This is a genomic window from Streptomyces sp. 2114.4, from assembly GCF_900187385.1.
GTDB lineage: Bacteria > Actinomycetota > Actinomycetes > Streptomycetales > Streptomycetaceae > Streptomyces > Streptomyces mooreae.
This window is the reverse complement of sequence record NZ_FYEY01000001.1, coordinates 171,582-194,624: the sequence shown is the minus strand read 5'-3', so window position 1 is coordinate 194,624 and position 23,043 is coordinate 171,582. Positions and strand designations below refer to the sequence as shown.

The following is a 23,043-nucleotide window of genomic DNA, read 5'->3' as shown; positions in this document are numbered from 1 at the left end:
GCCTAAACCTCCGCCCCGCCTGTCGCGTTTTCCCTCACGGCTCGTTGTCGCTCACATGATTCCCTGTAACAGCCCCCTCTCGGCCACCAAAACGATGAACAGACCGAAGAGCGTCAGCTGGGCCGGACGCATCGCCTTGATCGAGCCCGCCCCCAAGCCGGCCCGTTACGCCCGCTATCTGGCGCCCCATTGGAAGGGCATGGCGCGTCTGGACAGTGACAACGGGATCGGTGCCCTCCCGGCGACCTTTCTCCTCCTGCTCGCCGGGGCGCTGCTGTTCGGAGCCGGCGGGGCCGGCGCCGCCCTGGTGCTACAAGCGGCCTGCGGCCGGCCCCCGCTGCTGCAGCTCTGGCTGGCCTTCGACACCGCCACCGCTCTCGTCCTGGCGGCCTCCTACTGGCTGGTGAGCCGCTACGGCCTGCGGTTTTACGACACCGAACCCGCCGACAACGAAATCTGGCGCCTGGTGACCGTGGCCAACACCGCCTGGCGCGCCCTTCCCCGCTCCCACCGCCGCATCCATCAGCCCCGCCTGCGCGCCGCCAACACCGCGGCCCGCCTGCTGCTCACCGACCTCTCCGATACCCGCACCCGTCAGGTCCTGGCCGCCCACACCGAGCTCCTGCGCCATCTGTCGATCACCGTTCTGCCGGACACCCAGCCGCACGGCCAGGCGGACGAAGCCCTCAGCGCCGTCCTCGCTCACCACGATGCGGACGCCTGCCAGATCCTGGACGCCACCGCCCCCGCCCCGCCCGCCTCGCTTCCGTCCCTGGCCGCCGCCTCGGCATAGCGGCCCGCGCCGCACCGGTCCGTCGCCCCTCGACCCCGGGGCCCCTCCGGCTGCCGTGGCAGCCGGGCCGCGTCCTTCACTGCCGGCCTCGGCCCTCCCCGGGAAGGGCTTGACGACTGCGCCGCAGGAAGTCGCGCTCCGCTGCATTCTCGGTAAGGGCGATCGCCTTCTCGTACGCCAGGGCCGCCTCGGCATAGCGGCCGAGGCGACGGAGCAGGTCGGCACGGACGGCGTGGAACAGGTAATAGCGGTCGAGCCGCAGGCCGCCGACGACGGCGAGCGCCTGCTCGGGCCCCTCGACCTCGGCCACCGCCACCGCTCGGTGAAGAGCCACGACGGGGCTCGGGTCGAAGGAGAGCAACTGGTCGTACAGCTGAAGCACTTGCCGCCAGTCGGTGGCCGCCACGGTCGGTGCGTCGCTGTGCACGGCCTGAATCGCCGCCTGGATCTGGTAGGGGCCCGGCTGATTGCGCCGCAGGCACCGCCGGACGAGGGCGTGGCCCTCGGCGATCAGACCACGGTCCCAGCGACCGCGGTCCTGGTCGGCCAGCAGGACGAGGGCGCCGTCCGGGCCCGTACGGGCGGCGCGGCGCGATGCCGTCAGCAGCATGAGGGCGAGCAGCCCTGTGGCCTCGGGCTCGTCCGGCATGAGCTCGGTGAGCAGCCGGCCGAGGCGGATCGCCTCCCGGCACAGGTCGTCGCGGACCAGTGCCTCACCCGAGCCGGCCGTGTAGCCCTCGTTGAAGATGAGGTAGAGAACGGCCAGTACGGCCCGCAGGCGGTCGGGGAGATCGGCGTCGGCAGGCACTCGGTAGGGGATACGGGCGTCGCGGATCTTGCCTTTGGCCCGGACGATCCGCTGCGCCATGGCCGGCTCGGTGACCAGGAAGGCGCGGGCGATCTCAGCGGTGGTCAGCCCGCCGAGGAGCCGGAGGGTCAGGGCGACCCGGGCGGCGGGGGCGAGCGCGGGATGGCAGCAGGTGAAGATCAGGCGTAGCCGGTCGTCGCGCACGGGGCCCTCCTCGGCCGGTGCGTCCCCGGCGTGCAGCAGAGCGGCTTGGGCCTGCCGGTCGTCGCGGGACGCTTCCCGGCGGAGGCGGTCGATCGCCCGGTTGCGGGCGGTGGTGATGATCCATCCCGCCGGGCTCGGGGGCAGCCCGGCGGACGGCCAGCGCTCCGCCGCCGTGGTGAACGCGTCCTGGACCGCTTCCTCGGCGACGTCGAGATCACCGAAGACGCGGACCAGGACGGCGACCGCACGGCCGTACTCCTCGCGGAACACGCGGGAGAGGTCCGCCGCGGTCGCCCCCGGCCTGCCGGATGTCACCCGCAGGACCCGTCCTGCAGCGGCCTGACCTCGATGGGGAGGGTGGTAGCGCGGGCGAGCTTGCGGCCCCATGCGAGTGCGGCATCGAGATCGGGTGCCTGGATGACGGTAAAGCCACCGATGTGCTCCTTGCCCTCGAGGTACGGCCCGTCGGTCGTGAGCATCTCGTCGTCCTTCTGCCGCACCACGGTGGCCGTGCTCGGCGCGTGCAGACCTCCGGAGAACACCCAGGCACCGGCCGCCCTGAGCTCGGTCTTCAGGGCCTCGACGTCCCGCATGATCGGCTCCAGGAACTCCGGCGGCGGCGGGGTCCCGTCCCCGTCGGGCTGGTAGATGCTGAGCAGGTAGTGCGTCATGGTGTGCCTCCTGTGCCGAGTCTTCCGGCCCTGTGCCGGCGTCTCACCTTCTATACGAACGGCCTCGTCGCGGATCGACACCGGAGCACGACCGGTCGGCAGATTCTTCTGGGCCCGCTCCGGCGACGGGGGAGCGGAGGTGTCCTCAGGCACCCGCTGCGGAAGTGCCCTCTGCAGGGCCGCCCTCTCTTCCAGCGTGGGCCATCGGCTCCCCGGTGCGCGCCCTCCGCCCCGGAACCGCTTTCCCTGCCGCGTGCCTTTGGGGGAATGCAGCCCCGCTCACGTTCGAAGGTCCGCTCGCGGTGATACCACGTTGGGGTATGCGCGGAGGGCGGCTGCCCGTCTCTCGCGCGGCAGACGTCCCTCTTCCGGCCCTGGGCACGGGAGGGGAGGGAGGTGGTGGCGGCCAAGTGCGGAACCGATCCGGCGGGGATCGCGGGCGGGATCCCGCTGCCCACGGGGTCACGGCGCAGCGGCGCAGGAACACCGCGCGGCGCCTGGCCCGCGGGGCGCGCGTCATAGGCATCCGCGGGTCGGCCGGGGGCACGCCGGAACGCGGTGCCGGTGCGGAGACCGAGGTCTCGCCGTCGCTGCGGGTGGCGGCGGCCTACGGGTGGCGCCTGATCATCGTGGGTGCCGCCGTCTACGCGATCTTTGCGGCGCTGGGGCGGTTCCAACTGGTGACGCTGGCGGTGTTCCTGGCCCTGGTGCTGACGGCTCTTCTGGAACCGCTGGTCAGTCTGCTGAACCGCTGGATGCCGCGGTCCGTGGCGGTCGCGGGCGGCCTGCTGCTCGGCATCGTGCTCCTCTTCGGCATCCTGAGTCTGATCGGAGCGAATGTCGCGGGGGAGTGGGAGGGACTGCGCCGGGAGTTCGTCGGCGGTGTGGCGAGGATCGAGCGGTGGCTCGAAGGCCCGCCGTTCCGCCTGCGTGCGGGGACGCTCTCGGATCTGCAGACGCGGGTGACACGGTTTGTGTCGAGCCATCGCGCGAGTCTGATCAGCACCGCGCTCAGCGGCGTGGGCCAGCTGGTGGAAGTCCTGACGGTGGGCGTGCTGGCGCTCTTCTGTGCGGTGTTCTTTCTGCATTCGGGCGACCGGATGTGGGGGTGGTTCGGTGGCCAGCTGCCAGGGCGCGGGCGGCATCCCGTACGTCTGGCGGGGCGTGCCGCGTGGGTGACCTTCACCGGGTACACCCGCGGGATCGTGGTGGTGGCCGCGATCAACGCGGTGCTGGTGGGGGTGACGCTCTTCGTGCTGGGGGTCCCCCTCGCCGTCCCGCTGGCCGTGCTGGAGTTCTTCGCCGCCTTCATCCCGCTGGTGGGCTCACCCATCGCCCTGGCCGTGGCCGCCGTCGTGGCGCTGGCCGCCAAGGGGCCGCTGGTGGCGGTGGTCGTGGTGCTGCTGATCGTGGCCATCGGACAGATCGAAGGCCATGTGCTGCATCCCCTCGTGATGAGCCGGGCCGTCCGTCTGCATCCGGTGGTGGTGGCGCTCTCGGTCATCTGCGGCAGCGTCACGGCGGGCGTGCCCGGAGCGGTCGTCGCCGTACCACTGGTCTCCGTGGCCTGGTCCGTGTACGGCGTGCTGCGCGCACACCCACGCCCGCCGTCCACCCCGCCGGGACGCTGAGCAGGTCCTCCCGGACGACGGCAGACGAGTTGGTGGAAACGGCCGGCGGCATCGCCGCGGCGGGCGGCAGCAACCGGTACGCATACGCACCGTCCCGGCTTTGCAGTCCCTGAGCCGTGTGTGAAGATCGCACGTCGCGGAAGGTGAGGGAAACCTGTGAGGTCAAAGGACGCGCGTAGTGGGTAATTCGGTCTGGCCGGGTCCGGGGGAGGAGTCCGTTGAACCGCACGGGGGGTTGCTGCTGCGGCCGCGCGGACTGGTGGATCTGCGAGGCCCGGGAGACGTGCCGGCCCGGTTGTCGTATCCCCCGGGGGCGGTGGTGGTGGTCTCCGGGCTGCCGGGGAGCGGTAAGAGCACCTTGCTGCGGCGTTGGTCCGAGGCCGCGTCCGTGGTCGACCCGCGCACCGTGCATCTCGCGTGTGAGGCGGTGATGCCGGCCCGGTTGCCGTACGCGGTGTACCGCCCGTGGGCGCGGTGGAAGTACTTCCGGTGGCTGCGTACGGCGGTACGCGACGGCGAGGCGTTGCTCGTCCACGATTGCGGTGGCCGGCCGTGGATGCGCCGGTGGCTGGCGAGAAGCGCTGGACGGCAGGGACGCGAACTGCACCTGGTGCTGCTGGACGTAGGGGTGGCCGAGGCGCTGTCGGGGCAGCGGGCCCGCGGCCGGTGGGCCCCGCGCCGCGCCTTCGTCCGGCATCGCCGAGGCCTCGACCGGTTGCTCGGGGCGTTGTCCGGACTCGACGCGGCCCGGATGCCTGCCCCACGAGCTGCCACCGATGAAGCCGGTGACGCGCCATCCCCACACCCCGTCAGGCTCCCGAAGCGGTCCGCACCGTCCGCGAACCCGGCCGCCGACCCGGTGCCGGAGGCGAAATCGGTGGTCCTGCTGGACCGCGGTTCACGAGAGCAGGTGGCGGCCGTCGAGTTCGTCCCCGCACCGGCCCGTCCGCCCGTGACGGAGGGCGGGGTACGGCCGTAGCCCGCCCTTCACTCCGCTCCGGCCCGGTGAGCCCCGGGGCGACGCCTTACCTGCGGCAGCCGACGACGTGAGCCGGTCGGGGCCTCGCCGCCCAAGACGTGCCGTGCGGGACTCGCCAGGCAGGGCACAGCGCCCCGGACACTCCTGCAGGACGCGGTCGCGACCGTCGTCCGAACAGTATGGGCGTAGGCCTCACTCGGGGCTGGTTTGCGGGCGGCACGAGGTGCAAGGCACCCTTGCGTCATGTCATACGTGAGGCTCGAAGCCTGGATCGGTGGAGAGTGGCTGCAAGTGGACGCCGTGAGCGTCACCGTAATGGACTCTGCGCTGACCCTGTCCTTCGAACCCCAACGAAGCGAGACGGCCTACCGGAGTCTCATCTGGGAACCCCTGGAGAACTTTCTCAGGGAGTACCGTGAAGAGCCGGTCGTGGTGGTGCCGCTGGGGCGCAACCTGCCGGTGATGTTCGGCCCCGGCGCCGCGGGCCCCTTCCGCCTGGCGGAGACGTCGGGCAAGTGACCCCCGACGATCGTCTCTCCCGGCTTCACTGAAAGACCAGGGCGCCGCGGCCCCGTCGAATGGCGGGGGTCGCAGCGCCCGCAGGCAGCGGATGCCCCGACTGCGTGTCACGACCTGACGGATTTTTAGACACCGTGCAGGATTATGCATTCGGGAAACAGGCCCGGCGGCGCACTCCGGCTGCATTTCGTTATCGGTGCCGGAGTGCCGGAATTCCGGGCGTGATGGGGTGCTGGCGCAACTGAATCAACTTCACGCCCCTGTATCGCCCCTCTCCCGGATCGCGAGCGGAGCTGCCTTCTCGGCTACCTGGCAAGCAGAGTGAAGAACTGGCGGGGCCGGACTTCGCGCTCGTCGGCGTCGACGATGACGCCCGATTCGAGGGCACCGGCGAACGCCGCCTGCAGGGCCTCCTCGCTTTCGAACCGGCCGGTGGTCACGATCGCCTCTCCGTCGGTCGTGGCCCAGCATTCGACCGACAGGCAACCCGGCCTGGGCCGCAGGAACTCAGCAGCCTTGTGCACACGGTCGGTGAACTCCTCGACGTACTCAGGCCGCGGGTAGTGGAAAGCAACGAATCCGACCGGCATGCTGCCGCCCCCTCATGTATACGATGGCGTATAGAGCGATACTGGACCCGGACATACGGTTGCGTATAGATGGCGGAAGCCGAGGAGAGGCGCCTCGTGGTCACGGCGCGCACACCAAGCGGCAAGTGAGGAGGGGCCGGCGTCACCGCATCACACACTCGTGGATGACCGGGTTAAGTGAGCCCGGTCTGCGCCTTGCTGAACAGCACACCCTCGGAATAGAAGAACACCGCGCTGCTGCTTCCGTCGGCGCCGTAGCACGTCCAGGTGAGGGGATAGCCCTCGGCCGGCTTTTCGCTTTCCCGCTGGCAGGTGCTGGCGTAGGCGAACAAGATCTTCTCGCTGCTGCCGGCCTTGATCTTCTGGTATTCGGCGAGGGTCAGCGGGTCGGTGGAAGCGGTGCTGCCCTGGTAGGCGCCGGCGATCACGAGAAGGCCGAGTATGCAGCCGCCGGCTATCGCGCTCTTCTTCACGGGTGGGGTTGTCCTTTTGCGGGTGGGCCGGGGAAAGCGGCGGGCCTGGGCTGGAGGTGTCCCTCAGGGGCGAGGGACAGCGGGTACGACGTCGCCGGTGAAGGCGAGGGAGTGAGCGCAGCCGTCGGCGGGGGCGGCGGACACGGACTGCTCGGGCACGGCGGCACCTTTCAGTGGGCGGGGGCGACGGACGAACCGGCAGGGGGATTCTATGTGGCGTGTTCACGCGGACGCATGGGGATGCTCGTGCCTGAGCACTCGCCGAAGCGGAGTCCAGGCCCCGGTCGAGGAAGCCGAGGCCGCCCGCCGGCTCGTGGGACCCGCGCGGTTGTCGAATGCGCCTGAGTACCCTGCGCGATACGACGCGATACGACGCGATACGAAGAGCCGGGAGAGTGCATGCGAGCGGTGGGCGCGGCTTTGCGCGCCCACCGCCCTGACGTCCCGTCAATATGCCTCCGTACAGACGACGTTGCCGTTGCGCCGCTGCAGGCAGCCCCAGGCCTTGATCCCCTTGTCGTTGACCATGGCGGTGTACGCGGAGGAGTGGCCCGCTGCCACCGTCTTCGCGTAGCAGGAGGTGTGCCGGCACGCGCCGCCCTTGTTCCGCGCCTCGATCCGGTCACCGCCCCGCGCATGGGTGACACGGACCCATGCCGCCCGGCAGGCCGAGCTGTAGCGCAGCTCCACCAAGGGGCCGATTTCGGTGCTGCGGCGGACGGTGCGCGCCTGGTGGTCGCAGCCGGTGCTCGCGGGGCTCTTCCCGGCGCAGCCGCTGCCCGAGCAGTGGGCCGTGACCGGGGCGGGAGCCGCGTTCCCGGGCACGGTTCCGGACAGGGTCAACAGGAGGGCGGCTGCGGCGGTGACGGCGAGACGTATGACGCTGCGCACGGTGGTCTCCTCTCTCCCGGTCACTTGTAGGTGATGTCCCAGTGGCTGCTCTCCCGGGCGTAGATGTTGCCCGTGGAAGACTTGTACATGGGCGCTCCGTCTCCGCGCTTGCCGGCGTACCGGAACGTGCGCTTGATGTAGTTCGTGACGCAACCGGTCGGGGAGATGTCCACCTTGTAGCCGTTCCAGTGGCTGTACCGGCCGGATGCATGGCCGGTCTCGGTGCCGCCGGTGATGGTGACGGCGCACCGGGCGGCCCGTTTGAAAGTGATGATCCCGTTGACGGTGCCGGAGTTGATCCTGGTGAAGGACGTGCATCGCCGGTTGTTGCGGTCCGAGCAGTGACCGCTGGAGGTCCAGCTGATACCGGCCGCCCGCAGCCTGCTCGCGGCTTGCGTATGTGTCAGCTTCGAACCGCTGGCGGCCGCGGTGTCCGCGGTGACGACGGGCGCGGCGAGGGCAGCCGCGGCCAGCGCGGCGACGAGGCCGCTGCGAACGGACAGAGGGGTGGACATAGCCGGGTTCCCTTCGTGACGACTATCCGAGGCGAATTCACAGGGAATTCGAGGCGAGGGGCCGAGGAGGCGACGGGCTTGGCCCCGGGTGGGGGCGGTGCTCCCTGGGTGCGGCGGCCGTCTGTCGGCGGAACGGCTGCTATGGGCAGCACCGGGCCTCCTGTCTCGCCGCACCGATCATGTCCGTCGGAACGGTGACGGAACACAGTTCACCGACCGGCTGGGGACCTCACGGGACGCGGTGGGCGCTGAGCTGCTGGGACACCAACACTCATGAGGTGGTCGTGGGACGGCGGTGCCGGTGACCGTTGCCGGACGCGCGGTGTCCCTTGCTCTCACGGCGGCGCTCCGCACCGGGGGCGCGAGGGCCCGCCGCAGCCCCGAGGTGCACACCGCAGCCCCGAGGTGTACACCGCCAGTAACCCTTGCGGCGTCTGGGTGCGTGTACAGGGCGTCGCATTTGCGCTGGTGAGCGCGGGAGAGTGTGCGCCTGGCGTGGTGTGGTTGTGTATATGTCTGTGTTTTGTCACACCAAACTGGATTTCTTCCCTCAAGGTGTGACCAGCCGTCACTGTGTGGGAGCCCGGTCAAACCGGCCGGGTATCCGGTTTCCGGCACCTCGTTGTGGGTGCCGTATCCAGGGGGTTTTCGTGCTCCGTAAGACTTCGCGTATCGCCGCCACGGTCCTCGGCTCCGTGGCTCTGGCGGCCACCGCCGTCCTCCCGGCCGCTGCCGCCGGCCACGGCCACGGCCATGCTCCGGCTCCGCACCACCGCTCGGCGGTGGTGCTCGGTGCCATCCAGTACGACAGCCCCGGGCGGGACGACTACTCCAACAGGAGCCTGAACGCCGAGTACGTGACGGTGAAGAACAACGGCCGTGCGGCGGTCAACCTGCGTGGCTGGACCCTTTCGGACCGCGCGGGCCACACCTACCGCTTCGGCAACGTCCGTCTGGGTGGCCACTCACAGGTCCGTGTCCACACGGGTATCGGCCGTGACAACCGCTGGGACCTCTTCCAGGACCGTCGCGACTACGTCTGGGACAACCACAGGGGCACCGCGGTCCTGAGCAACGACCACCGCCGGGTCGTTGACTGCGAGAGCTGGGGTCAGCACGGCCACGGTGGGCGCCACGGTCACTGGGGCCACTGGGGTCACGCCCACTGATCAGCCGGAACCGGCCGGTGAGAGGTGATGTCGCCGCTCTCCGGCCACCCGGTGCGCCGCAGGTGCCTGCACCTGCGGCGCACTGCTATGTCCGGGCCTGCCCGCCTGCCCGGTACGTCGTGAGCCCGATGCGGAATCCACGGCTCCCTCCGATCCGTCCTGTTGATCATGGTTGGTAGCCTGCCGGGATGACTGTGATCTTTGACGAAGCCGTCCGCGCCCGGCTGCAAGCCCCCAACATCTGGTACGTCGGCACCGTGTTCGCCGACGGAGCACCGCAGGTCAGCCCGATGTGGGTGGATCTGGAGGGCGAGGGTGAGCTGATGTTCAACACCTCGGTGGGCCGGGTGAAGGAGGAGAACCTGCGCCGCGACCCCCGCGTCTATCTCTCGCACGCGGACGCCGACAATCCCTTCGACCGAGTGCAGATCAGCGGCGAGGTGGCCCGCTTCATCGACGGCCAGGAGGCGCACGACCACATGGACCGGCTGGCCCGGAAGTACCTGGGCAGTGAACGGTTCGAGTGGATCATGCCGGGGGAGCAGCGGGTTGCGGTGATCGTGCGCCCGGTCAAGGTGCGTCACATCGTCGGGGTGGAGCGGTTCCGGCCCGGCGGCCCCGTCCCCGCGCCGTGACCGGCCCACTCAAGCGCGGCCCGCTCCCCGCGCAGGAGGGCCTACCGGTCCTTGCCTCCGACTGACGCGCTCGGCCTCGCCAACTCAGTTACTGAGCACACGAGGCTGCAGGGCACCGAGTTGCGGAAGGCGCGCGCGTGAAGCCGACGATGGCGTGTCAGCCCCGGCCTCCACGCTCGAAGGCCGGGGCTCGGTGCTGTTCGGGCGCGGACAGAGCGGTACGCCGCACCGCAGGATCACGTTCGCGTACGGGGCCGCCTCCTCGGCTTCGGCCTCCTGTCAGCCTCAGGCCGTGATCTTCGGGTCGTCCGCAGGCGCGTCGTGGCGCCGGTCAGCCGGAGCAGGACGAGCAGGAGCAGCAGGACCCGACCCGTACGTTGTCGATCACCGGACCGTAGGCGCCACTGGCAGTGGTGCTGGCGAACGACAAGGTCGTGGAGGCACCGGTGGCCACGAACGTCACCTGACGTCCCACGTAACCCATCCGGGCAAATGTCTTGCCCGTGGTGTCGAACGAGAAGTCCTGGAAGTTCTGTCCGTCAATGAGAACCGCACCTGTCTTCACGCCCTGATTGCCCGCCGGGTTGCCGGCCAGCGCGTAGGAGACCGTGTACGTCTTGCCCGCCGTCGTCGCGAAGGTCTGCGACACCTTGCCCGGGCCCGAGCCGTTGAGGTCGACGGACTGAGCGCCGTCAGCCGCCTGCCAAAAGCCGCTGCCGATCAGGTCCACCGAACCACTGTCGACCGTCCAGGGGCCGAGGGACTGCCCCGCCTGCAGCACACTGACGGAGTTCGCGGGCGCGGCCGGGTATTCGAAGCTGCCGTCATCGAGCGCGACCGGGGCCGCCAGCGCGGTACCGGGCAGGAGAGCCAGCAGGCCGGCAGCGGCAACGGTGGCGACGGATACGCGTAAGGACACCATGTGTTCCTCCGGGTGAAGAAGGCGTTCGGGCGTACTGGTGGAGCACACGAAGTCTTTAGCGCGGGCCTCGCCAGGGACAGATCGCGAAGACGGCGCCCGGGGGTAACTGCCCTGGTGAGTTCACCGTCGCGCGCCGCGCTTGCGCACGGCGCGCCGACAAGAATCAGCCAGGGCCGGCTGCGGGCACATCACCGGCTGCGAGTGGCGGCTGACCGATCAGAGGCCGCTCCGCTCCACTCCAGCCGAGCGACTCCGCCCAGAACCGGCCGACCGCCGACGTATCAAGAGCCGTGATGTTCACCTGAACAGGTCACAGTGCCATGCCGGCGACCCCGTGAGCCCGCTCCGTAACGCCATGCGCGCAGGTACCGTCGCCGAAGAGGCGCCAACTCATCTGCCCAACGCCATGAGCAGCTCGCTGACTTGGGCGCTCAGCCCTGCCAGGTGACATGCTCACCCGCCGATTGAGCCCTGTCGTGCCGCCGCGTTCGCCCGGGCAACGGCGGCCGTCGCGAGGCCGCGGATGAGGGGGTGCGGGCGGGCACCGTCGCCGGCGAGTTCCGGCTGGAAGAGGGTGGCGAGGAAGAACGGATGTTTCGGCAGCTCGGCGATCCGCACCTCGCCGTCGGTGTCGGTGCCGGTGAACTGCAGCCCGTGGGTGCGCAGCAGCTCCAGGTGGTGGGGGCTGGCGCCGAAGTTGCAGTGGTAGCGCTCGATGGATCGTTCGGCGCCGATGAGCGCTTCGGCGCGGGAGCCGGTGGTCAGCTCGATCGTGCCCTCGTGACCGACCAGAGAGCACGCAAGCGGTACCACGACGGCGTCGGCCGCCGATGTGCCGGGAGCGTTCTCCGCGTGACCGGCCGTTGCCAGCCCGGCCACGTTGCGGGCGTATTCGAGCAGGACGTGCTGGAAGCCGCCGCAGGTGCCGAGCAGGGGGATGCGGTCCTCGCGAGCGGTGCGGATGGCCGCGAGCGCGCCGGCCTCGCTGCGGTATGGGCTGCCGGGCAGCACCCAGATCGCATCGAACCCGGACAGGGTCCTGTGGTCCGTAACGTCCTGGGTGGGGACCCAGTAGGCGTCCAGGTCCAGGCCGTCTCGTTCGCGCAGCGCGTCGAGCAGGCCCGGGATGCGGGTGTGGGAACGGACGTGGGGCGAGCGGTCGCCGACCAGGGCGACGCGGGCGGTGTGTATCACGTAGCCATCCTGAGCCGCCCGCCTGCATCACGTCCAACGATGATCACTGCATCCGGAATCAGCAATACTGATGCTCATGGATCCACAGCAGCTGCGTACTTTCGTCGCCGTGGTCGACCACCGTTCCTTCTCCGTCGCCGCCCAGGCCCTCGGCTACACGCAGTCCGCGGTCTCGCAGCACATCGCGAGCCTGGAGACCGATCTGGAGGCGCCGCTGCTCACCCGCCGCCCGGTGGCGCCGACCGAGGCGGGCGAGCGGCTGCTGGATCACGCCCGGCCGCTGCTGCTGCGCCTGGAGGCGGCGCGGGCCGACGTCGTGCGCCTGCGGCAGGTGCGCCCGGGGCGGCTCGCGGTGGCCTGCACGCCGGGCGCGCTGACGCCCGCCACCGCGCTCGCTCTGGTACGCGCACGCACCGAGGCCCCGCAGCTCGCGACCTCGGTGCGGGTGTGTGGTCGTCGCGAGGCGGTCCAGGCGGTGCTGACCGGCGCAGCCGACCTGGCGCTGGTCGACGGGGCCGTGGCACCCAGCGACCCGCTGCCGCTGCCCGACGCCGGACCCCTGACCGCCTTCGCCCTCAGCGAGGAACCTCTCGCGGTACTCCTGCCCGCCGCCCACCCGCTCGTCGGCCGTCCGGCGCTGCGGCTGGCCGACCTCGCCGCCGCCCGCTGGATCGACGCACCCGACGCCGCCATACCCCTGGCCCAGCTACGGGCCGCCGCCCAGTCCGACGGCTTCGGCCACCAACTCACCTACACCGGAACCGACATCCGCGGACTGTCCGTCCTGGTGGCCGCTGGAGCCGGCCTCACCGTTGCCGCCCTGCCCGCAGCCGGAGAGCTCCCCGGCATCGTGGCCGTACCGATCACCGAGCCCCGTCTCGTGCACCGCACCGAGCTCCTTCACCCCCGCACACCCACCACCCCGGCCGCCGAACTCGTCGACACCTTGCGGCGCGCGCAGTGACCGCAGTGGAGCCGGCACGCACCCTGTCCGACCTGCCCCTCCGTGAAGTCGCCCCGCGTGCCCCTCGCGGTATCAGAATTCCAGCTCGACGTAGTCGATGTCGGTGAACTTCACCAGGAGGCCGTCGGCGCGGCGGCCGTGGTCCTTGAAGTAGATCTCCTGCAGGCCTTCGGCCGCGATGTTCCGCAACTGCTGCTCGGTGGCGCCCGATGCCTGGGCTTCGAAGAGGCGGGCCGCGTAGGCGGGCGGGAGGTGCTGGGTGATGAGGCGGATCCGGCCGTCGTCGGTGGTGCCGGGTGCGGCGGCGAATCCGAACCGGGCCCGCGTTTCGATGACGATGCCGCCGGTACGGGCCGCGTCCTGCTTCGCCTTCTCGCGCACCCGTGGCTGCCACCGTTTGCGTACCTCGCGCTCCATGCGGGCGGCGAGGTCCTTGCGGGGCCGTTTGATCTGCGCCTTGAGGTAGCGCTCGACCGTGCGCTGGGAGACGCGCAGCAGCCGCGCGACGGCCATGGTGGAGCCTTTCTCCTGCTTGACCAGGAACCGTACTTGGGCGCCGGCCGATTTCGGGATCGGGCGGGTGGCGGTGTTCGCCTCGGCCTTGTCGAGACTGTCGCGGAGGATGCCCATCGGATGCCCCTACTCTCCGGTGTCGGGGGCGTCGTCGCCCTTGATGTGGCGGGCCGGGTTGATCCGGTCCTCTTCGATCGTCTGGGCGAGCCAGAGGAAGTCGCGGGTGCCTTCGTGTTTGACCATGCCGGGGCTGACGCCGAGGCGGAACCCTCCGGGCAAGGGCTTGCCGTCGGGGGTGCGGGGCATGAAGTCCAGCGGGCTGGGGCCGTGGGAGAGGTAGACGGCGCAGTCGGACAGGATGGCCACGGGAAAGAGACCGGCCCTCGCCCATGCCATGAGTTTGCGGTGCTGGTTGGTGCGTACCTTGCCGATCAGCTCTGCCCTGGCGTGCGGGCTCCAGGTGGCGCGGGAGAGGGCCGGCCAGGGCTCGCCGAATCTGTAGGCGATGCCCTGCGGGCGTTCCCGCAGCTTGCCGATGCCGCCCTTGACCGTCGACTTGATGGCCGACAGGACGGCCGCCTGCCCCGGATCGACGCTCTTGTGACGGTCCATCGCGGCTAGGAAGTCCTCGTCGGGCATGCCGGTGGTGACGCCGAGGTCGGCCATGGTGGCGATGTAGGCGTCGCGCAGGTGGGTGTACCAGGCGTCGAAGTAGGCGGCGTGCTCGTGGCGGACGTACGCCTCTGCCGGTGCCACGTCGTAGCCGAGTTCCACCGCGTAGGCGACGGTCGATGTCGCGTACCAGGCAGGTCCGGCCGGCCGGGTCCCCCTGGGCGTGAAGGGGCTGGGCAGCCGGGGGTCGGTCTCGATGTGCGAGAGGTCGACGAGCCAGGAGCCGGGCAGCTTGGGCTCGAACGCCGGGTTCTTCACGTGGGTTGCCGGGCCGGTGCCGATGACGAGCCGGTTGGCGGCGGCGGCGAAGGCCATGTTGACGTCGATGCCGACCGCATGGGTGTAGCCCTGGGTGCACTCCTCGTCGGTGAGGGGGCGGAACCAGTCGTACGCCTCCTCGTCGATGACCTGGTCCGGGGTGCGTACGTGGTGGCGGGGGTAGCGGGTGGCGACGAGGGGGTGCTCGGCGGGGGCCTCGGGCGGCGCGGGGTCGACCGGCTCGGTCAGCGCGCCCGGGTTCGGCCCGGACACCCAGGAGCCGGTCGCCGGGTCCTTGACCGCGCGGGTCGGCGGGCGCAGCGCGCTCATCAGTTCCAGGCCGCAGACGGCCGTGGAACCGCGCGGAGTGAGGACCCGAGTGGCGTACGTGCCCAGGACGGCGGCGACTTCGGCCGGTGGCAGCCGGTCGGTCTCCCCCCAGGAGCGGGTGTCGAGGGCGCCCCACGGCAGGATCGCGAACTGCACGCACTGCCGCTTGCCGTGCTCGGCGGGCCGGTAGATCCGGGCCCAGGGGCCGAACCCACGCTTGGTCAGCTTCCACTTGGCCTTGGCCAGTTGCCGCAGGACCTTGTGGTCCTCCGGGAGTCGCAGCCCGCGCCGGTCCTCCAGGACGGCAGGGAGCCCGAGTCGTTCGGCGGCCGTGTCGGTGAGGACGATCAGGGGGTCGGCGTCCTTGCCGTGGCGGTGGAGCCTCGCAGCGCCGAGTTTCGCCTCGGTCAGGGCCCATTCGACCAGCGTGGGGAAGGTCTTGGCCGGGCAGTCCAGGACCAGGCCCCCGACGCAGTAGGCCGAGCCGTCACCGTCCAGCACCGCGAGCGGGCCGTGGGCGAAGCGCGGGTCGTCGGCCTCGGCCGGGGCCGTTCTCTTCGCTGCGGCCCGTTTCGCGCCGGCCTGCCCCGCCGCGGTCTTCGTCGTTCCCGTCTGCCTCGCGGCCGTCTGCCTCGCGGCCGTGCGCCTCGATGCCGACGGCCCGTGGACGGGTGCCGCCTCGGGTGCGGGGACGGGTGCGGAGACGGGGGGCGCGGCGGTGGGGGCCGGGGCGGGCGCGGCCGGCTGTTCGGACGCGGGCGCCGGATGCTGCGTGGCCCAGCCGTCCAACAGTCGCAGATACGCCTGCAGTCGGGGCGGCCGGGGCTCGCTGCGGCCGTGCTCCCAGTTCTTCACCGTCTGCGGCGTCGTGCGCAGCACCTGGGCGAGACGGGCCTGCGTGACACCGGCCGCCTCCCGGAGCCGGGACCGCTCGGCCGGTGACGGCAACTGCGGCTCGCCCTCCAGCAGTGCGTCAACCGCCGCGAACAGCTCTTCCTCGCTGGGCATGCGCCACCTCCGGTTCCGAGGCTAGCATCATTTACCCTTGAATTTAGCCTTCATTTTATCCCATGGGTAAGGGCTTGATCTGGGGCGTGCGACCACCCGTGCCGAGGCTTCGCCCTTCCGGCTGTACGAGTTGTTGGGCCGGAGGCGATCGGGGTACCTGCTAAGGGCCGCGGCCTCGCGGGAGTGCGGGCCCGCGGCCTCGCGCGCTCGCGCACCCGTGCCTCCGAGCACCTGGAACCCGAGGGAGCTGTTGTGAAGTTCGGTGCGGCGACGTTCATCACCGACCAGGGCATCGCGCCCGCCCCACCCGGGCGCGCGGTCGAGCAACGGGGGCTCGACTCCTTGTTCATCGCCGAGCACACCCACCTCCCGGTGGAACGAGCTCGCCGACGTCGCGCAGCGTTTCCGGTGAGCACGGGGGCCCCGCCGTGCCGAGGATGACGAATGACCAGGCCCGGGAGCACTTCACCCGGGCCCGGATCGGCCGGCTCGCGACCGTCGACGCCAACGGTCGCCCGCACCTGGTCCCCGCGGTCTTCGCCGTCACCGGGGACACCGTCGTCTTCGCCGTGGACCACAAGCCGAAGCGGACGGTCCGGTTGAAGCGGCTGGCCCATATCCGTGCCCGTCCCGAGGTGTGCCTCCTCGTCGACGGTTATGAGGAGGACTGGGACCGCTTGTGGTGGGCGCGGGCGGACGGCACCGCCGTGGTGCTGCCGCCGGCCGGCGAAGCGGCGGTGTCGGCGCGTTACGTAGACCTGCTGGTGCGGAAGTACCGGCAGCAGTACGGCGACCGTCCGCCGGAAGGACCTGTGGTGGAGATCGCGGTGAGCCGCTGGTCGGGGTGGCGCGCCAGCTGACGGGCCACGTTTCGGACCCGATGCGCGGGGCACCAGCCGTGCTGGTTCCCGGCTGGCCTCCCCCGTCCGGCCGGGGACTGGCGTTTTCGCTGCCCTCTCCCCGGAACGGTCTTCGGCGCCTCGACCCTCCGGACGGGTTACCGGAGGGAAACCTCAGATCTCGCGCAAACCTTGTAGTGCGGCGTTGCTCCGCTGCCCGAGCGATGCCAGGGTTCGGGAATCCCTCTCAAGTACCACAGTGAAGTCGTGGAGGCCGTATGGCTGTCCGTCGTACCGCTGTCGCCGCCGCATCAGCGGCTGCGCTCAGTCTCTCCCTGCTGGCCACCGCGTGCCAGGTCAACGCCGCCCCATCGGCCGCCGACGCCAAGGAGCGGCCGCCCGCGAAGAAGGCCGTGGCCACCGGCAGCGGTGGGGCCGTCTCCAGCGTCAACCCGTACGCCTCACGGGCCGGGCTCGAGGTGTTGCGCAAGGGAGGCAACGCCGTGGACGCCGCGGTGGCCACCGCGTCCGCGCTCGGCGTGGTCGAGCCCTACTCGGCAGGGGTGGGCGGGGGCGGCTACATGGTCTACTACGACGCCAAGGCCAAGAAGGTACACACCCTCGACGGCCGGGAGACCGCTCCGCGCAGCATGCGCGCGGACTCCTTCCTCGACCGATCCACCGGCAAGCCCCTCCCCACCGAGGACGCCATCAACTCGGGCCTGTCGGTCGGTGTCCCGGGCACGCCGGCGACATGGCAGAAGGCGCTCAAGGACTGGGGCACGGTCTCCCTGGCGAAGGCCCTGCGCCCGGCCACCCGGATCGCTGACGACGGCTTCGTGGTCAACGACGAGTTCCGGGCCCAGACCGCCATGAACGAGAAGCGGTTCCGCGACATCAAGTCCACCGCCGACCTGTTCCTGCCCCAGGGCAAACTCCCGGTGGTCGGCTCACGCTTCCGCAACCCCGATCTCGCCCGCACCTACCGGCTGCTCGCCCGTAAGGGCATCGACGCGCTCTACCACGGCGAGGTGGGGCGGGATGTGGTGCGGACCGTCCAGAAGCCGCCGATGGCCCCCGGCGCCCGGCACAAGGCCCGTCCCGGGCTGATGCGGACGGCCGACCTCGCCGACTACACCGCCAAACGCAGGGAACCGACCCGGACCGGCTACCACGGTCTGGACGTCTACTCCATGGGACCGTCCTCGGCCGGCGGCACCACGGTGGGGGAGGCGCTGAACATCCTGGGCAACTTCCACCTCTCCAAGGCCGACAAGGTCCAGGCCCTGCACCACTACCTGGAAGCCAGCCGGATCTCCTTCGCCGATCGCAACCGCTGGGTGGGCGACCCCGCGTTCTCGGACGTGCCCACCAAGCAGCTGCTCTCGAAGGAGTTCGGCAAGGCACGGGCCTGTCAGATCCGTCCCGACAAGGCGCTGACCAGCCCGCTGGCTCCCGCCGACCCGCGCCATCCGGATGCGGGCTGTGACCGGAAGACCGGCAACAAGCAACCGCACGAGGGGCCTTCGACCACGCATCTGGTCACCTCGGACCGCTGGGGCAACGTCGTCTCCTACACCCTGACGATCGAGCAGACCGGTGGCTCGGCCATCACCGTGCCCGGACGCGGATTCCTCCTCAACAACGAGCTGACCGACTTCGACTTCGCGCCGCTCACCAAGGGGACGCCGGACCCGAACCTGCCCGGCCCCGGCAAGCGGCCGCGCAGCAGCATGTCGCCGACGATCGTCATGCGGGACGGCAAGCCGATGATCGCCGTCGGTTCACCGGGCGGCGCCACGATCATCACCACGGTGCTGCAGACCCTGGTCAACCGTCTGGACCTCGGCATGTCGCTGCCGGCAGCGGTCGCCGCACCGCGGCTGTCGCAACGGAACCAGACGGCGACAGAAGCCGAACCGGCCTTCCTGGCCTCGCCCGAACGCAAGAAGCTGGAAGCCATGGGCCACCATTTCGTCCTGGCTCCGAAGGCCTTCACCCCGTCACCGGAGATCGGGGCGGTGGCCGCCCTGGAATTCCTGCCGCAGGGCAAGGTCACCGCGGTGGCCGAACCCAAGCGCCGTGGCGGCGGTTCGGCCATGGTGCTCAACGAGTCCCGCTGACGCCCGTCCCCTCCGGGGCACGCCCCGGAGGGGACCGCGCCGTCGTCTGCGGTGTGTGGACCGCGGGCCTGCACGGTTCCCGGACATGCCGCGGCCCGCGTCGGCCCCGCCTCTGCCTTCGTCACCTCCGACCATGGCGCAGAAGCCCCCCTGAATGATCACAATCGGTGGCGGGCCGTACCGTTCACCTCCTACGATTGCCTTACCCGGGGGAGGAGTTGGACCACGTGGCGCGCAGAACCACACCGTCAGGACAGGTGCCAGGACGGTCTTCGGCCCATCGGGTCGAGGCCGCTGTGGCCTGGGTCATCAGGCACTTCGACGGGGTCGTGGCCATTTCCGGCGCCATGGTCGTCGGTCTGATGGACATCTTCAGCGACGCGGTCTCGGACAACGTCACCTCCGGTGCGACCCTGCTGGTGCTGGCCGCACTGGTCTTCGGCTCGCTCACCGAGCGGCGGCGCCGGGTCGCCGACATCCGGGAGGCGACGACCGGGACGCAGAAGGCGCTGGAAGACCTCGCCATGGTGCGGTCGCTGTCCGGAACCGAGGTCCGGCGCGCTCTGGACGAAGCCCGTCAGAACACCGACCGCTGGGTGTTCAAGGGCGGCACCGGCACGTATCTGCGCGCCGTCACGCTCCCGGAGTGCGTACGCAAGGCGCAGGAGCAGCGTCGTTCCCTCACGATGAAGATCGACATCGTCAACCCGTCGGACGCCCAGGCATGTGAGGCCTACGCCCGCTTCCGGCGCACGTTCGACGGCGGGCAGGCGGACACGGGGCAGCGGCGGACCTGGAGCGCCGAGCGCACCCGCCAGGAGTCCTACGCCACCGTTCTGGCCGCCTGCTGGCACAAGCAGCGGCTGGACGTCCTGGAGATCGACGTCCACCTGTCCTCCGTGGTGCCGACCCTCCGCTTCGACCTCACCGACTCGTGTCTGATCATCACGCAGGACGACCTGCGCCGGGTCAACCTCCTGGTGGACCGGGGGCGTCCGCTGTACGACTACTACCTCACCGAACTGCACCAGGCCAGGGAACAGGCGGTCGCCCTCGATCTGCACCGCGCGGCACCACTCAGCGACGAACCCACGGTGGACGAGGCGCGCCAGCTCTTCGAGCGGCTGGACCTCGCGCTCCCCTCCACCGTCACCGACACGGAAGTCGGCGAGATCATCGAGAAGGCGCTGCATGCGGAGAACCCGTACCGCAATTGACCTCCTTCAGGATCTCCTGACTCATGGCCGACCGCGGAAGGGAGGGCCCTTGCCGACCGACACCAGCTCCACAGGAACGGCCCCGGCGCTCTCACCGCTCTTACCGGGCCAGGGGGAGCCCGCAGGCCGGGCAGACCGGGCAGGCCGTCGAGGGGCGCCGGTCCGTGCCGCGCACCGCCGGCCCGGCCTGCGCACCACCCAACGGCCCGCAGACCGCAGCACCCTCCGGGAGGCCGGGTGAGCCGCCGAAGCCGAGGCCCCATGGACTACCGCCTGCTCGAACGCACCATCGGGCAGGGCGAAGAGACCGACACGCTCTTCGGCGCGGCCGCCGCCGCGCTGGAGGATGTCACCTCCGGGCGGCGTGCGCTGCGCGCCGTACACCACCCCCTCGGCTTCTTCTGCCTGCCGGTGCTGCGCGACGGGGACCAGGGCATCTGTGTGCACGTCTTCGAGCCCGGCGAGAGCGAACCCGTCCAGCTCACCACCTCTCCCGTGCACTGCCACAGCTGGGAGTTGACCAGCTTCGTGCTCTACGGCGAGGTCGGGAACCTGCAGACCCGGGTGCGCCAGGACCCCGTGCGGCCCACCCATCGCGTCTTCCAGGTGCACAGCAGCCCGTCCGGCGTGGACGAGATCCGGCCGACTTCGCGTCTGGTCCGCTGCGAGCCCGGACCCGAGCAGACCAGCGCCCGCGGGCAGGTCTACCGGCTGCCGGCCGGGGCGTTCCACAGCACCGTCGTCCCGAGCGGGAGCCACGCGGCCACCCTCGTGCTCGGCCACTGGCTTCCCCAACAGAGTGACCTGTCCCTGGGACCGGTGGAGGCCACGGCACACCGGGTGGTACGACAGACCTGCGACGCCGCGCAGACCGCCCGGACGGCGCGGTCCGCCCTCAGGAGGATCCATGGGTATCACCCGCAATGACCCCGACGGCCCGCAGGGCGCTCCGGAACCGCTCAGCGCAGGGCCATGGGCAAAGGCCTTCGCGACGGCGCGGTTCGCCGCCGAGCAGCAACTGGCGGTCGCGACCGTGCGCGAGGCCGGCGCGCTGGTGCGCTCGCACTTCCAGGACGACTACGGCATCCAGCCCAAGGGCGAGCGGGGCGATGTGGTCACCGACCTGGATCTGCTGGCCGAACGGCTCGTCGTGCAGCGCATCCGCGAGCGCTTCCCGCACGACCGGATCCTTGCCGAGGAGTCGGGAATCCTGGACGGAGACGGCGGAGCGCCGGTGCCGGGTCCGCGCCGGATGTGGCTGGTCGACCCGCTCGACGGGAGCAACAACGTCGTCATCGGCCTGCCCGCCTACGTCGTCGGCATCGCCCTGTGCGTGGACGACCAGCCGGTGGTCGGCGCCATTCACGACCCGGTCACCGACCGGACCTGGTCGGCCCTGACCGGCTGCGGGGCGTACGGCCCGCACGGGCGGATGACCGGCCCCACCGGCCCGCTCGCAGCCTCCGGGCCGCTGCTCGCCTGGACCCAGGGGCACGCCGTCGCCCGCGACGATCCGGCGGCGCGCTCTCTCAAGTCGGTGCTGGAGGTGCGCTCCCGCCGCCTGCTCCAGCTGTGGGCGCCCCTGCTGACCTGGTCGATGCTGGCCCGTGGCGCCATCGACGGATTCATCGGCTACCGGGCCGAGGCCATCGACTTCCCCGCCGGTGCGCTGCTCGCGGCCGAGGCGGGGATGGAGATCCGGTCGCTGGACGGCGGCCCGTTCCGGGGGTCCGTCGCCGGGCCCGACACCGACCGCAGCTTTGTCGCCGGCCGGCCGGAGGACCTCCCGTACCTGCTCGATCTCGTCAGCCGCAGCGAGGCGGTCGACCGCGTGCGCCAGGGGGCGTAACGCCCCCGGCCCGGCGTGAAGTCAGGGCTCGGTCCGTCACGCAGCGCGCGCCGCGGCCGCTCACCTCATCGCCACGAGGGCGGCCGTGGACGCCAGCACCGCACCTGCCGCGAGGACCGCGCCCGTTGCCATGAAGCTCCGCAGGGGCACCCGTACGCCCTGCGCCTGACAGCGTTCGAACCACAGCAGTGTGGCCAGCGACGCCCATGGAGTCACCACCGGGCCCACGTTGGTACCGATGAGCAGTGCCAGCAATTGCTGGTGGTTGGCGAGGGGCACGGCCGACTCGCCCGCCAGGTAGACGGGCAGGTTGTTGAGGACGTTCGAGAGCCCGGCGCCGACCGCCGAGGCGCGGAACATACCGAGGGCGCCCCCGTCCGCTCCCACCGCCGCGGTCAGGAAGTCGTGCAGCCCGTTGACGTTGACCGTCTCCACCACCAGAAACAGCCCCGGCACCATGACGAGCAGCCGCCACGGCACCAGCGACAGCCGCAGGCGGGCCGGGCGGCGGACGGCGAACGCCACCACCACGACCACCGCCGCCACCGCGGACGCCGACCACAGCGGCACATCGGCGACCAGCATGGCCAGCAGGAACCCCGCACAGGCCACGGCGCACACCCGGAACAGCACCGGATCCCCGGGACGGTGCGGGGCCGGGGGCGTGTAGACCTCCGCCCCGCGCCGGCCGCGGCGCCAGAAGAACAGCCACAGACAGCCCATCGTCACGGCGATGGCGGCCAGTTGGGGCGCCCACATCGTGGCGGCCATCTCCGTGGGGCGCAGCGCCACACGGTTCGCGGCCAGCAGGTTCGTCAGGTTGGACACCGGCAGCAGCACACTGGCGGTGTTGGCCAGCCACACCGTGGTCATCGCCAGCGGCACCGTGGCAATTCCCACCCGGGAGGCGAGCGCCAGCATCACCGGGGTCAGCAGCACCGCGGTGGTGTCGAGGTTGAGGGTCATCGTGGTGACCGAGGCGAATGCCACGCACAGCACGAACAGCCGTCCGTAGCCGCCCCGCCCGGCGCGGGCCACGCCCGAGGCGACGACGTCGAACACCTCCGCCTCGCTGGTGAGTTCGGCGAGCACGATGACCGTGCCGAGGAACGCGAGGAGGGGACCGATCCGGATCATCGCGTGGCCGGCTGACTCCGTGGGAAGCAGGCCCGTCGCCGTGAACAGCAGACCGCAGGCGAGCAGTCCCCCGGCCAACCAGTCCAGTGGATGCAGGCGTTGTATGGCGCGCACACGGAAAAGAGTAAACGCTGTACAG

Annotated in this window: 23 protein-coding genes and 1 pseudogene; 13 read left to right on the top strand and 11 right to left on the bottom strand. The window is 70.9% G+C overall.

The genetic code is table 11. The features are described from left to right. Nucleotides 1-94 precede the first annotated feature (94 nt). A complete protein-coding gene (locus tag CFW40_RS00865) occupies nt 95-793 on the top strand; it encodes a hypothetical protein (protein WP_088795907.1) in 699 nt (232 codons plus the stop codon). 76 nt (nt 794-869) lie between these two features. Here CFW40_RS00865 and CFW40_RS00860 read toward each other — a convergent pair whose 3' ends face one another. Next, the gene (locus tag CFW40_RS00860) at nt 870-2,120 is read right to left on the bottom strand and encodes an RNA polymerase sigma factor (RefSeq protein WP_256331670.1); all 1,251 of its coding nucleotides are present in this window, start codon (nt 2,118-2,120) and stop codon (nt 870-872) included. Continuing rightward, the gene (locus CFW40_RS00855) at nt 2,117-2,476 is read right to left on the bottom strand and encodes a YciI family protein (RefSeq protein WP_088795905.1); all 360 of its coding nucleotides are present in this window, start codon (nt 2,474-2,476) and stop codon (nt 2,117-2,119) included. Before CFW40_RS00855 ends, CFW40_RS00860 begins: the two co-directional genes overlap by 4 nt. Nucleotides 2,477-2,886: 410 nt before the next feature. Here CFW40_RS00855 and CFW40_RS00850 point away from each other — a divergent pair, with 410 nt between their 5' ends. The 3 genes from CFW40_RS00850 (at nt 2,887) to CFW40_RS00840 (ending at nt 5,605) form a co-directional block, all read left to right on the top strand. Next, nucleotides 2,887-4,107, top strand: coding sequence for an AI-2E family transporter (locus CFW40_RS00850; RefSeq protein WP_371127216.1), 1,221 nt, complete (start codon nt 2,887-2,889; stop codon nt 4,105-4,107). Nucleotides 4,108-4,285: 178 nt separating this feature from the next. Beyond that, nucleotides 4,286-5,086 (top strand): AAA family ATPase, encoded by an 801-nt coding sequence (locus CFW40_RS00845; RefSeq protein ID WP_256331671.1) that lies wholly within the window; start codon nt 4,286-4,288, stop codon nt 5,084-5,086. A gap of 243 nt (nt 5,087-5,329) precedes the next feature. Then, nucleotides 5,330-5,605, top strand: coding sequence for a hypothetical protein (locus CFW40_RS00840; protein WP_088795903.1), 276 nt, complete (start codon nt 5,330-5,332; stop codon nt 5,603-5,605). Between the two features lie 305 nt (nt 5,606-5,910). Here the strand turns inward: CFW40_RS00840 and CFW40_RS00835 are convergent, their stop codons facing one another. The 4 genes from CFW40_RS00835 to CFW40_RS00820 form a co-directional block, all read right to left on the bottom strand. After that, the gene (locus tag CFW40_RS00835) at nt 5,911-6,195 is read right to left on the bottom strand and encodes an antibiotic biosynthesis monooxygenase (RefSeq protein ID WP_088795902.1); all 285 of its coding nucleotides are present in this window, start codon (nt 6,193-6,195) and stop codon (nt 5,911-5,913) included. A 173-nt stretch (nt 6,196-6,368) separates the two neighbouring features. Then, a complete protein-coding gene (locus CFW40_RS00830; protein WP_088795901.1) occupies nt 6,369-6,668 on the bottom strand; it encodes a hypothetical protein in 300 nt (99 codons plus the stop codon). 447 nt (nt 6,669-7,115) lie between these two features. After that, complete coding sequence (locus tag CFW40_RS00825) at nt 7,116-7,559, bottom strand: DUF2690 domain-containing protein (protein ID WP_176956623.1); 444 nt, start codon at nt 7,557-7,559, stop codon at nt 7,116-7,118. 20 nt (nt 7,560-7,579) lie between these two features. Continuing rightward, nucleotides 7,580-8,074: a hypothetical protein gene (locus tag CFW40_RS00820; protein ID WP_088795899.1), complete on the bottom strand. Its 495-nt coding sequence runs from the start codon at nt 8,072-8,074 to the stop codon at nt 7,580-7,582. 650 nt (nt 8,075-8,724) lie between these two features. Between CFW40_RS00820 and CFW40_RS00815 the strand changes: the two genes are divergently transcribed. Further along, the gene (locus tag CFW40_RS00815; protein ID WP_256331672.1) at nt 8,725-9,243 is read left to right on the top strand and encodes a lamin tail domain-containing protein; all 519 of its coding nucleotides are present in this window, start codon (nt 8,725-8,727) and stop codon (nt 9,241-9,243) included. Nucleotides 9,244-9,431: 188 nt separating this feature from the next. Further along, on the top strand, nt 9,432-9,878 hold the full coding sequence (locus CFW40_RS00810) for a PPOX class F420-dependent oxidoreductase (RefSeq protein WP_088795897.1): 447 nt from the start codon (nt 9,432-9,434) through the stop codon (nt 9,876-9,878). A gap of 331 nt (nt 9,879-10,209) precedes the next feature. On the opposite strand, the gene CFW40_RS00805 is transcribed toward CFW40_RS00810, so the two are convergent. Next, nucleotides 10,210-10,800 (bottom strand): choice-of-anchor C family protein, encoded by a 591-nt coding sequence (locus tag CFW40_RS00805; protein WP_088795896.1) that lies wholly within the window; start codon nt 10,798-10,800, stop codon nt 10,210-10,212. Between the two features lie 453 nt (nt 10,801-11,253). Next, nucleotides 11,254-11,994: a hypothetical protein gene (locus CFW40_RS00800; RefSeq protein WP_088795895.1), complete on the bottom strand. Its 741-nt coding sequence runs from the start codon at nt 11,992-11,994 to the stop codon at nt 11,254-11,256. Between the two features lie 76 nt (nt 11,995-12,070). Between CFW40_RS00800 and CFW40_RS00795 the strand changes: the two genes are divergently transcribed. Continuing rightward, complete coding sequence (locus CFW40_RS00795) at nt 12,071-12,958, top strand: LysR family transcriptional regulator (protein ID WP_088801825.1); 888 nt, start codon at nt 12,071-12,073, stop codon at nt 12,956-12,958. 72 nt (nt 12,959-13,030) lie between these two features. Here the strand turns inward: CFW40_RS00795 and CFW40_RS00790 are convergent, their stop codons facing one another. Both CFW40_RS00790 and CFW40_RS00785 read right to left on the bottom strand, forming a co-directional pair. Further along, nucleotides 13,031-13,588, bottom strand: a complete 558-nt coding sequence (locus CFW40_RS00790) for a DNA-binding protein (protein WP_088795894.1) — start codon at nt 13,586-13,588, stop codon at nt 13,031-13,033. 9 nt (nt 13,589-13,597) lie between these two features. Next, nucleotides 13,598-15,739 (bottom strand): DNA-binding transcriptional regulator, encoded by a 2,142-nt coding sequence (locus tag CFW40_RS00785; RefSeq protein WP_088795893.1) that lies wholly within the window; start codon nt 15,737-15,739, stop codon nt 13,598-13,600. 252 nt (nt 15,740-15,991) lie between these two features. Between CFW40_RS00785 and CFW40_RS37720 the strand changes: the two are divergent. The 6 genes and pseudogenes from CFW40_RS37720 to CFW40_RS00755 form a co-directional block, all read left to right on the top strand. Next, nucleotides 15,992-16,120, top strand: a pseudogene (locus tag CFW40_RS37720) (LLM class F420-dependent oxidoreductase); the annotation flags it as partial. Nucleotides 16,121-16,176: 56 nt separating this feature from the next. Continuing rightward, nucleotides 16,177-16,599 (top strand): TIGR03668 family PPOX class F420-dependent oxidoreductase, encoded by a 423-nt coding sequence (locus CFW40_RS00775; RefSeq protein WP_371127218.1) that lies wholly within the window; start codon nt 16,177-16,179, stop codon nt 16,597-16,599. A gap of 257 nt (nt 16,600-16,856) precedes the next feature. Next, nucleotides 16,857-18,701, top strand: coding sequence for a gamma-glutamyltransferase (ggt, locus tag CFW40_RS00770; RefSeq protein ID WP_088795890.1), 1,845 nt, complete (start codon nt 16,857-16,859; stop codon nt 18,699-18,701). A gap of 329 nt (nt 18,702-19,030) precedes the next feature. After that, a complete protein-coding gene (locus CFW40_RS00765) occupies nt 19,031-19,918 on the top strand; it encodes a hypothetical protein (protein WP_256338917.1) in 888 nt (295 codons plus the stop codon). A 237-nt stretch (nt 19,919-20,155) separates the two neighbouring features. Further along, a complete protein-coding gene (locus CFW40_RS00760) occupies nt 20,156-20,845 on the top strand; it encodes a hypothetical protein (RefSeq protein ID WP_143034605.1) in 690 nt (229 codons plus the stop codon). After that, nucleotides 20,826-21,767, top strand: a complete 942-nt coding sequence (locus CFW40_RS00755) for an inositol monophosphatase family protein (RefSeq protein ID WP_088795887.1) — start codon at nt 20,826-20,828, stop codon at nt 21,765-21,767. The genes CFW40_RS00760 and CFW40_RS00755 overlap by 20 nt, the downstream gene beginning before the upstream one ends. A 60-nt stretch (nt 21,768-21,827) precedes the next feature. Here the strand turns inward: CFW40_RS00755 and CFW40_RS00750 are convergent, their stop codons facing one another. Then, on the bottom strand, nt 21,828-23,018 hold the full coding sequence (locus tag CFW40_RS00750; RefSeq protein ID WP_256331673.1) for an SLC13 family permease: 1,191 nt from the start codon (nt 23,016-23,018) through the stop codon (nt 21,828-21,830). Nucleotides 23,019-23,043: the final 25 nt, after the last annotated feature.

Excerpts from the sequence above, each read along its gene's own strand:
- CFW40_RS00785 (WP_088795893.1), bottom strand. The coding sequence starts at position 15,739 with ATGCCCAGCGAGGAAGAGCTGTTCGCGGCGGTTGACGCACTGCTGGAG.
- CFW40_RS00855 (WP_088795905.1), bottom strand. The coding sequence starts at position 2,476 with ATGACGCACTACCTGCTCAGCATCTACCAGCCCGACGGGGACGGGACC.
- CFW40_RS00775 (WP_371127218.1), top strand. The coding sequence starts at position 16,177 with ATGACGAATGACCAGGCCCGGGAGCACTTCACCCGGGCCCGGATCGGC.
- CFW40_RS00795 (WP_088801825.1), top strand. The coding sequence starts at position 12,071 with ATGGATCCACAGCAGCTGCGTACTTTCGTCGCCGTGGTCGACCACCGT.
- CFW40_RS00810 (WP_088795897.1), top strand. The coding sequence starts at position 9,432 with ATGACTGTGATCTTTGACGAAGCCGTCCGCGCCCGGCTGCAAGCCCCC.
- CFW40_RS00790 (WP_088795894.1), bottom strand. The coding sequence starts at position 13,588 with ATGGGCATCCTCCGCGACAGTCTCGACAAGGCCGAGGCGAACACCGCC.
- CFW40_RS00820 (WP_088795899.1), bottom strand. The coding sequence starts at position 8,074 with ATGTCCACCCCTCTGTCCGTTCGCAGCGGCCTCGTCGCCGCGCTGGCC.
- ggt (WP_088795890.1), top strand. The coding sequence starts at position 16,857 with ATGGCTGTCCGTCGTACCGCTGTCGCCGCCGCATCAGCGGCTGCGCTC.
- CFW40_RS00835 (WP_088795902.1), bottom strand. The coding sequence starts at position 6,195 with ATGCCGGTCGGATTCGTTGCTTTCCACTACCCGCGGCCTGAGTACGTC.
- CFW40_RS00840 (WP_088795903.1), top strand. The coding sequence starts at position 5,330 with ATGTCATACGTGAGGCTCGAAGCCTGGATCGGTGGAGAGTGGCTGCAA.
- CFW40_RS00755 (WP_088795887.1), top strand. The coding sequence starts at position 20,826 with ATGGGTATCACCCGCAATGACCCCGACGGCCCGCAGGGCGCTCCGGAA.
- CFW40_RS00865 (WP_088795907.1), top strand. The coding sequence starts at position 95 with ATGAACAGACCGAAGAGCGTCAGCTGGGCCGGACGCATCGCCTTGATC.
- CFW40_RS00805 (WP_088795896.1), bottom strand. The coding sequence starts at position 10,800 with ATGGTGTCCTTACGCGTATCCGTCGCCACCGTTGCCGCTGCCGGCCTG.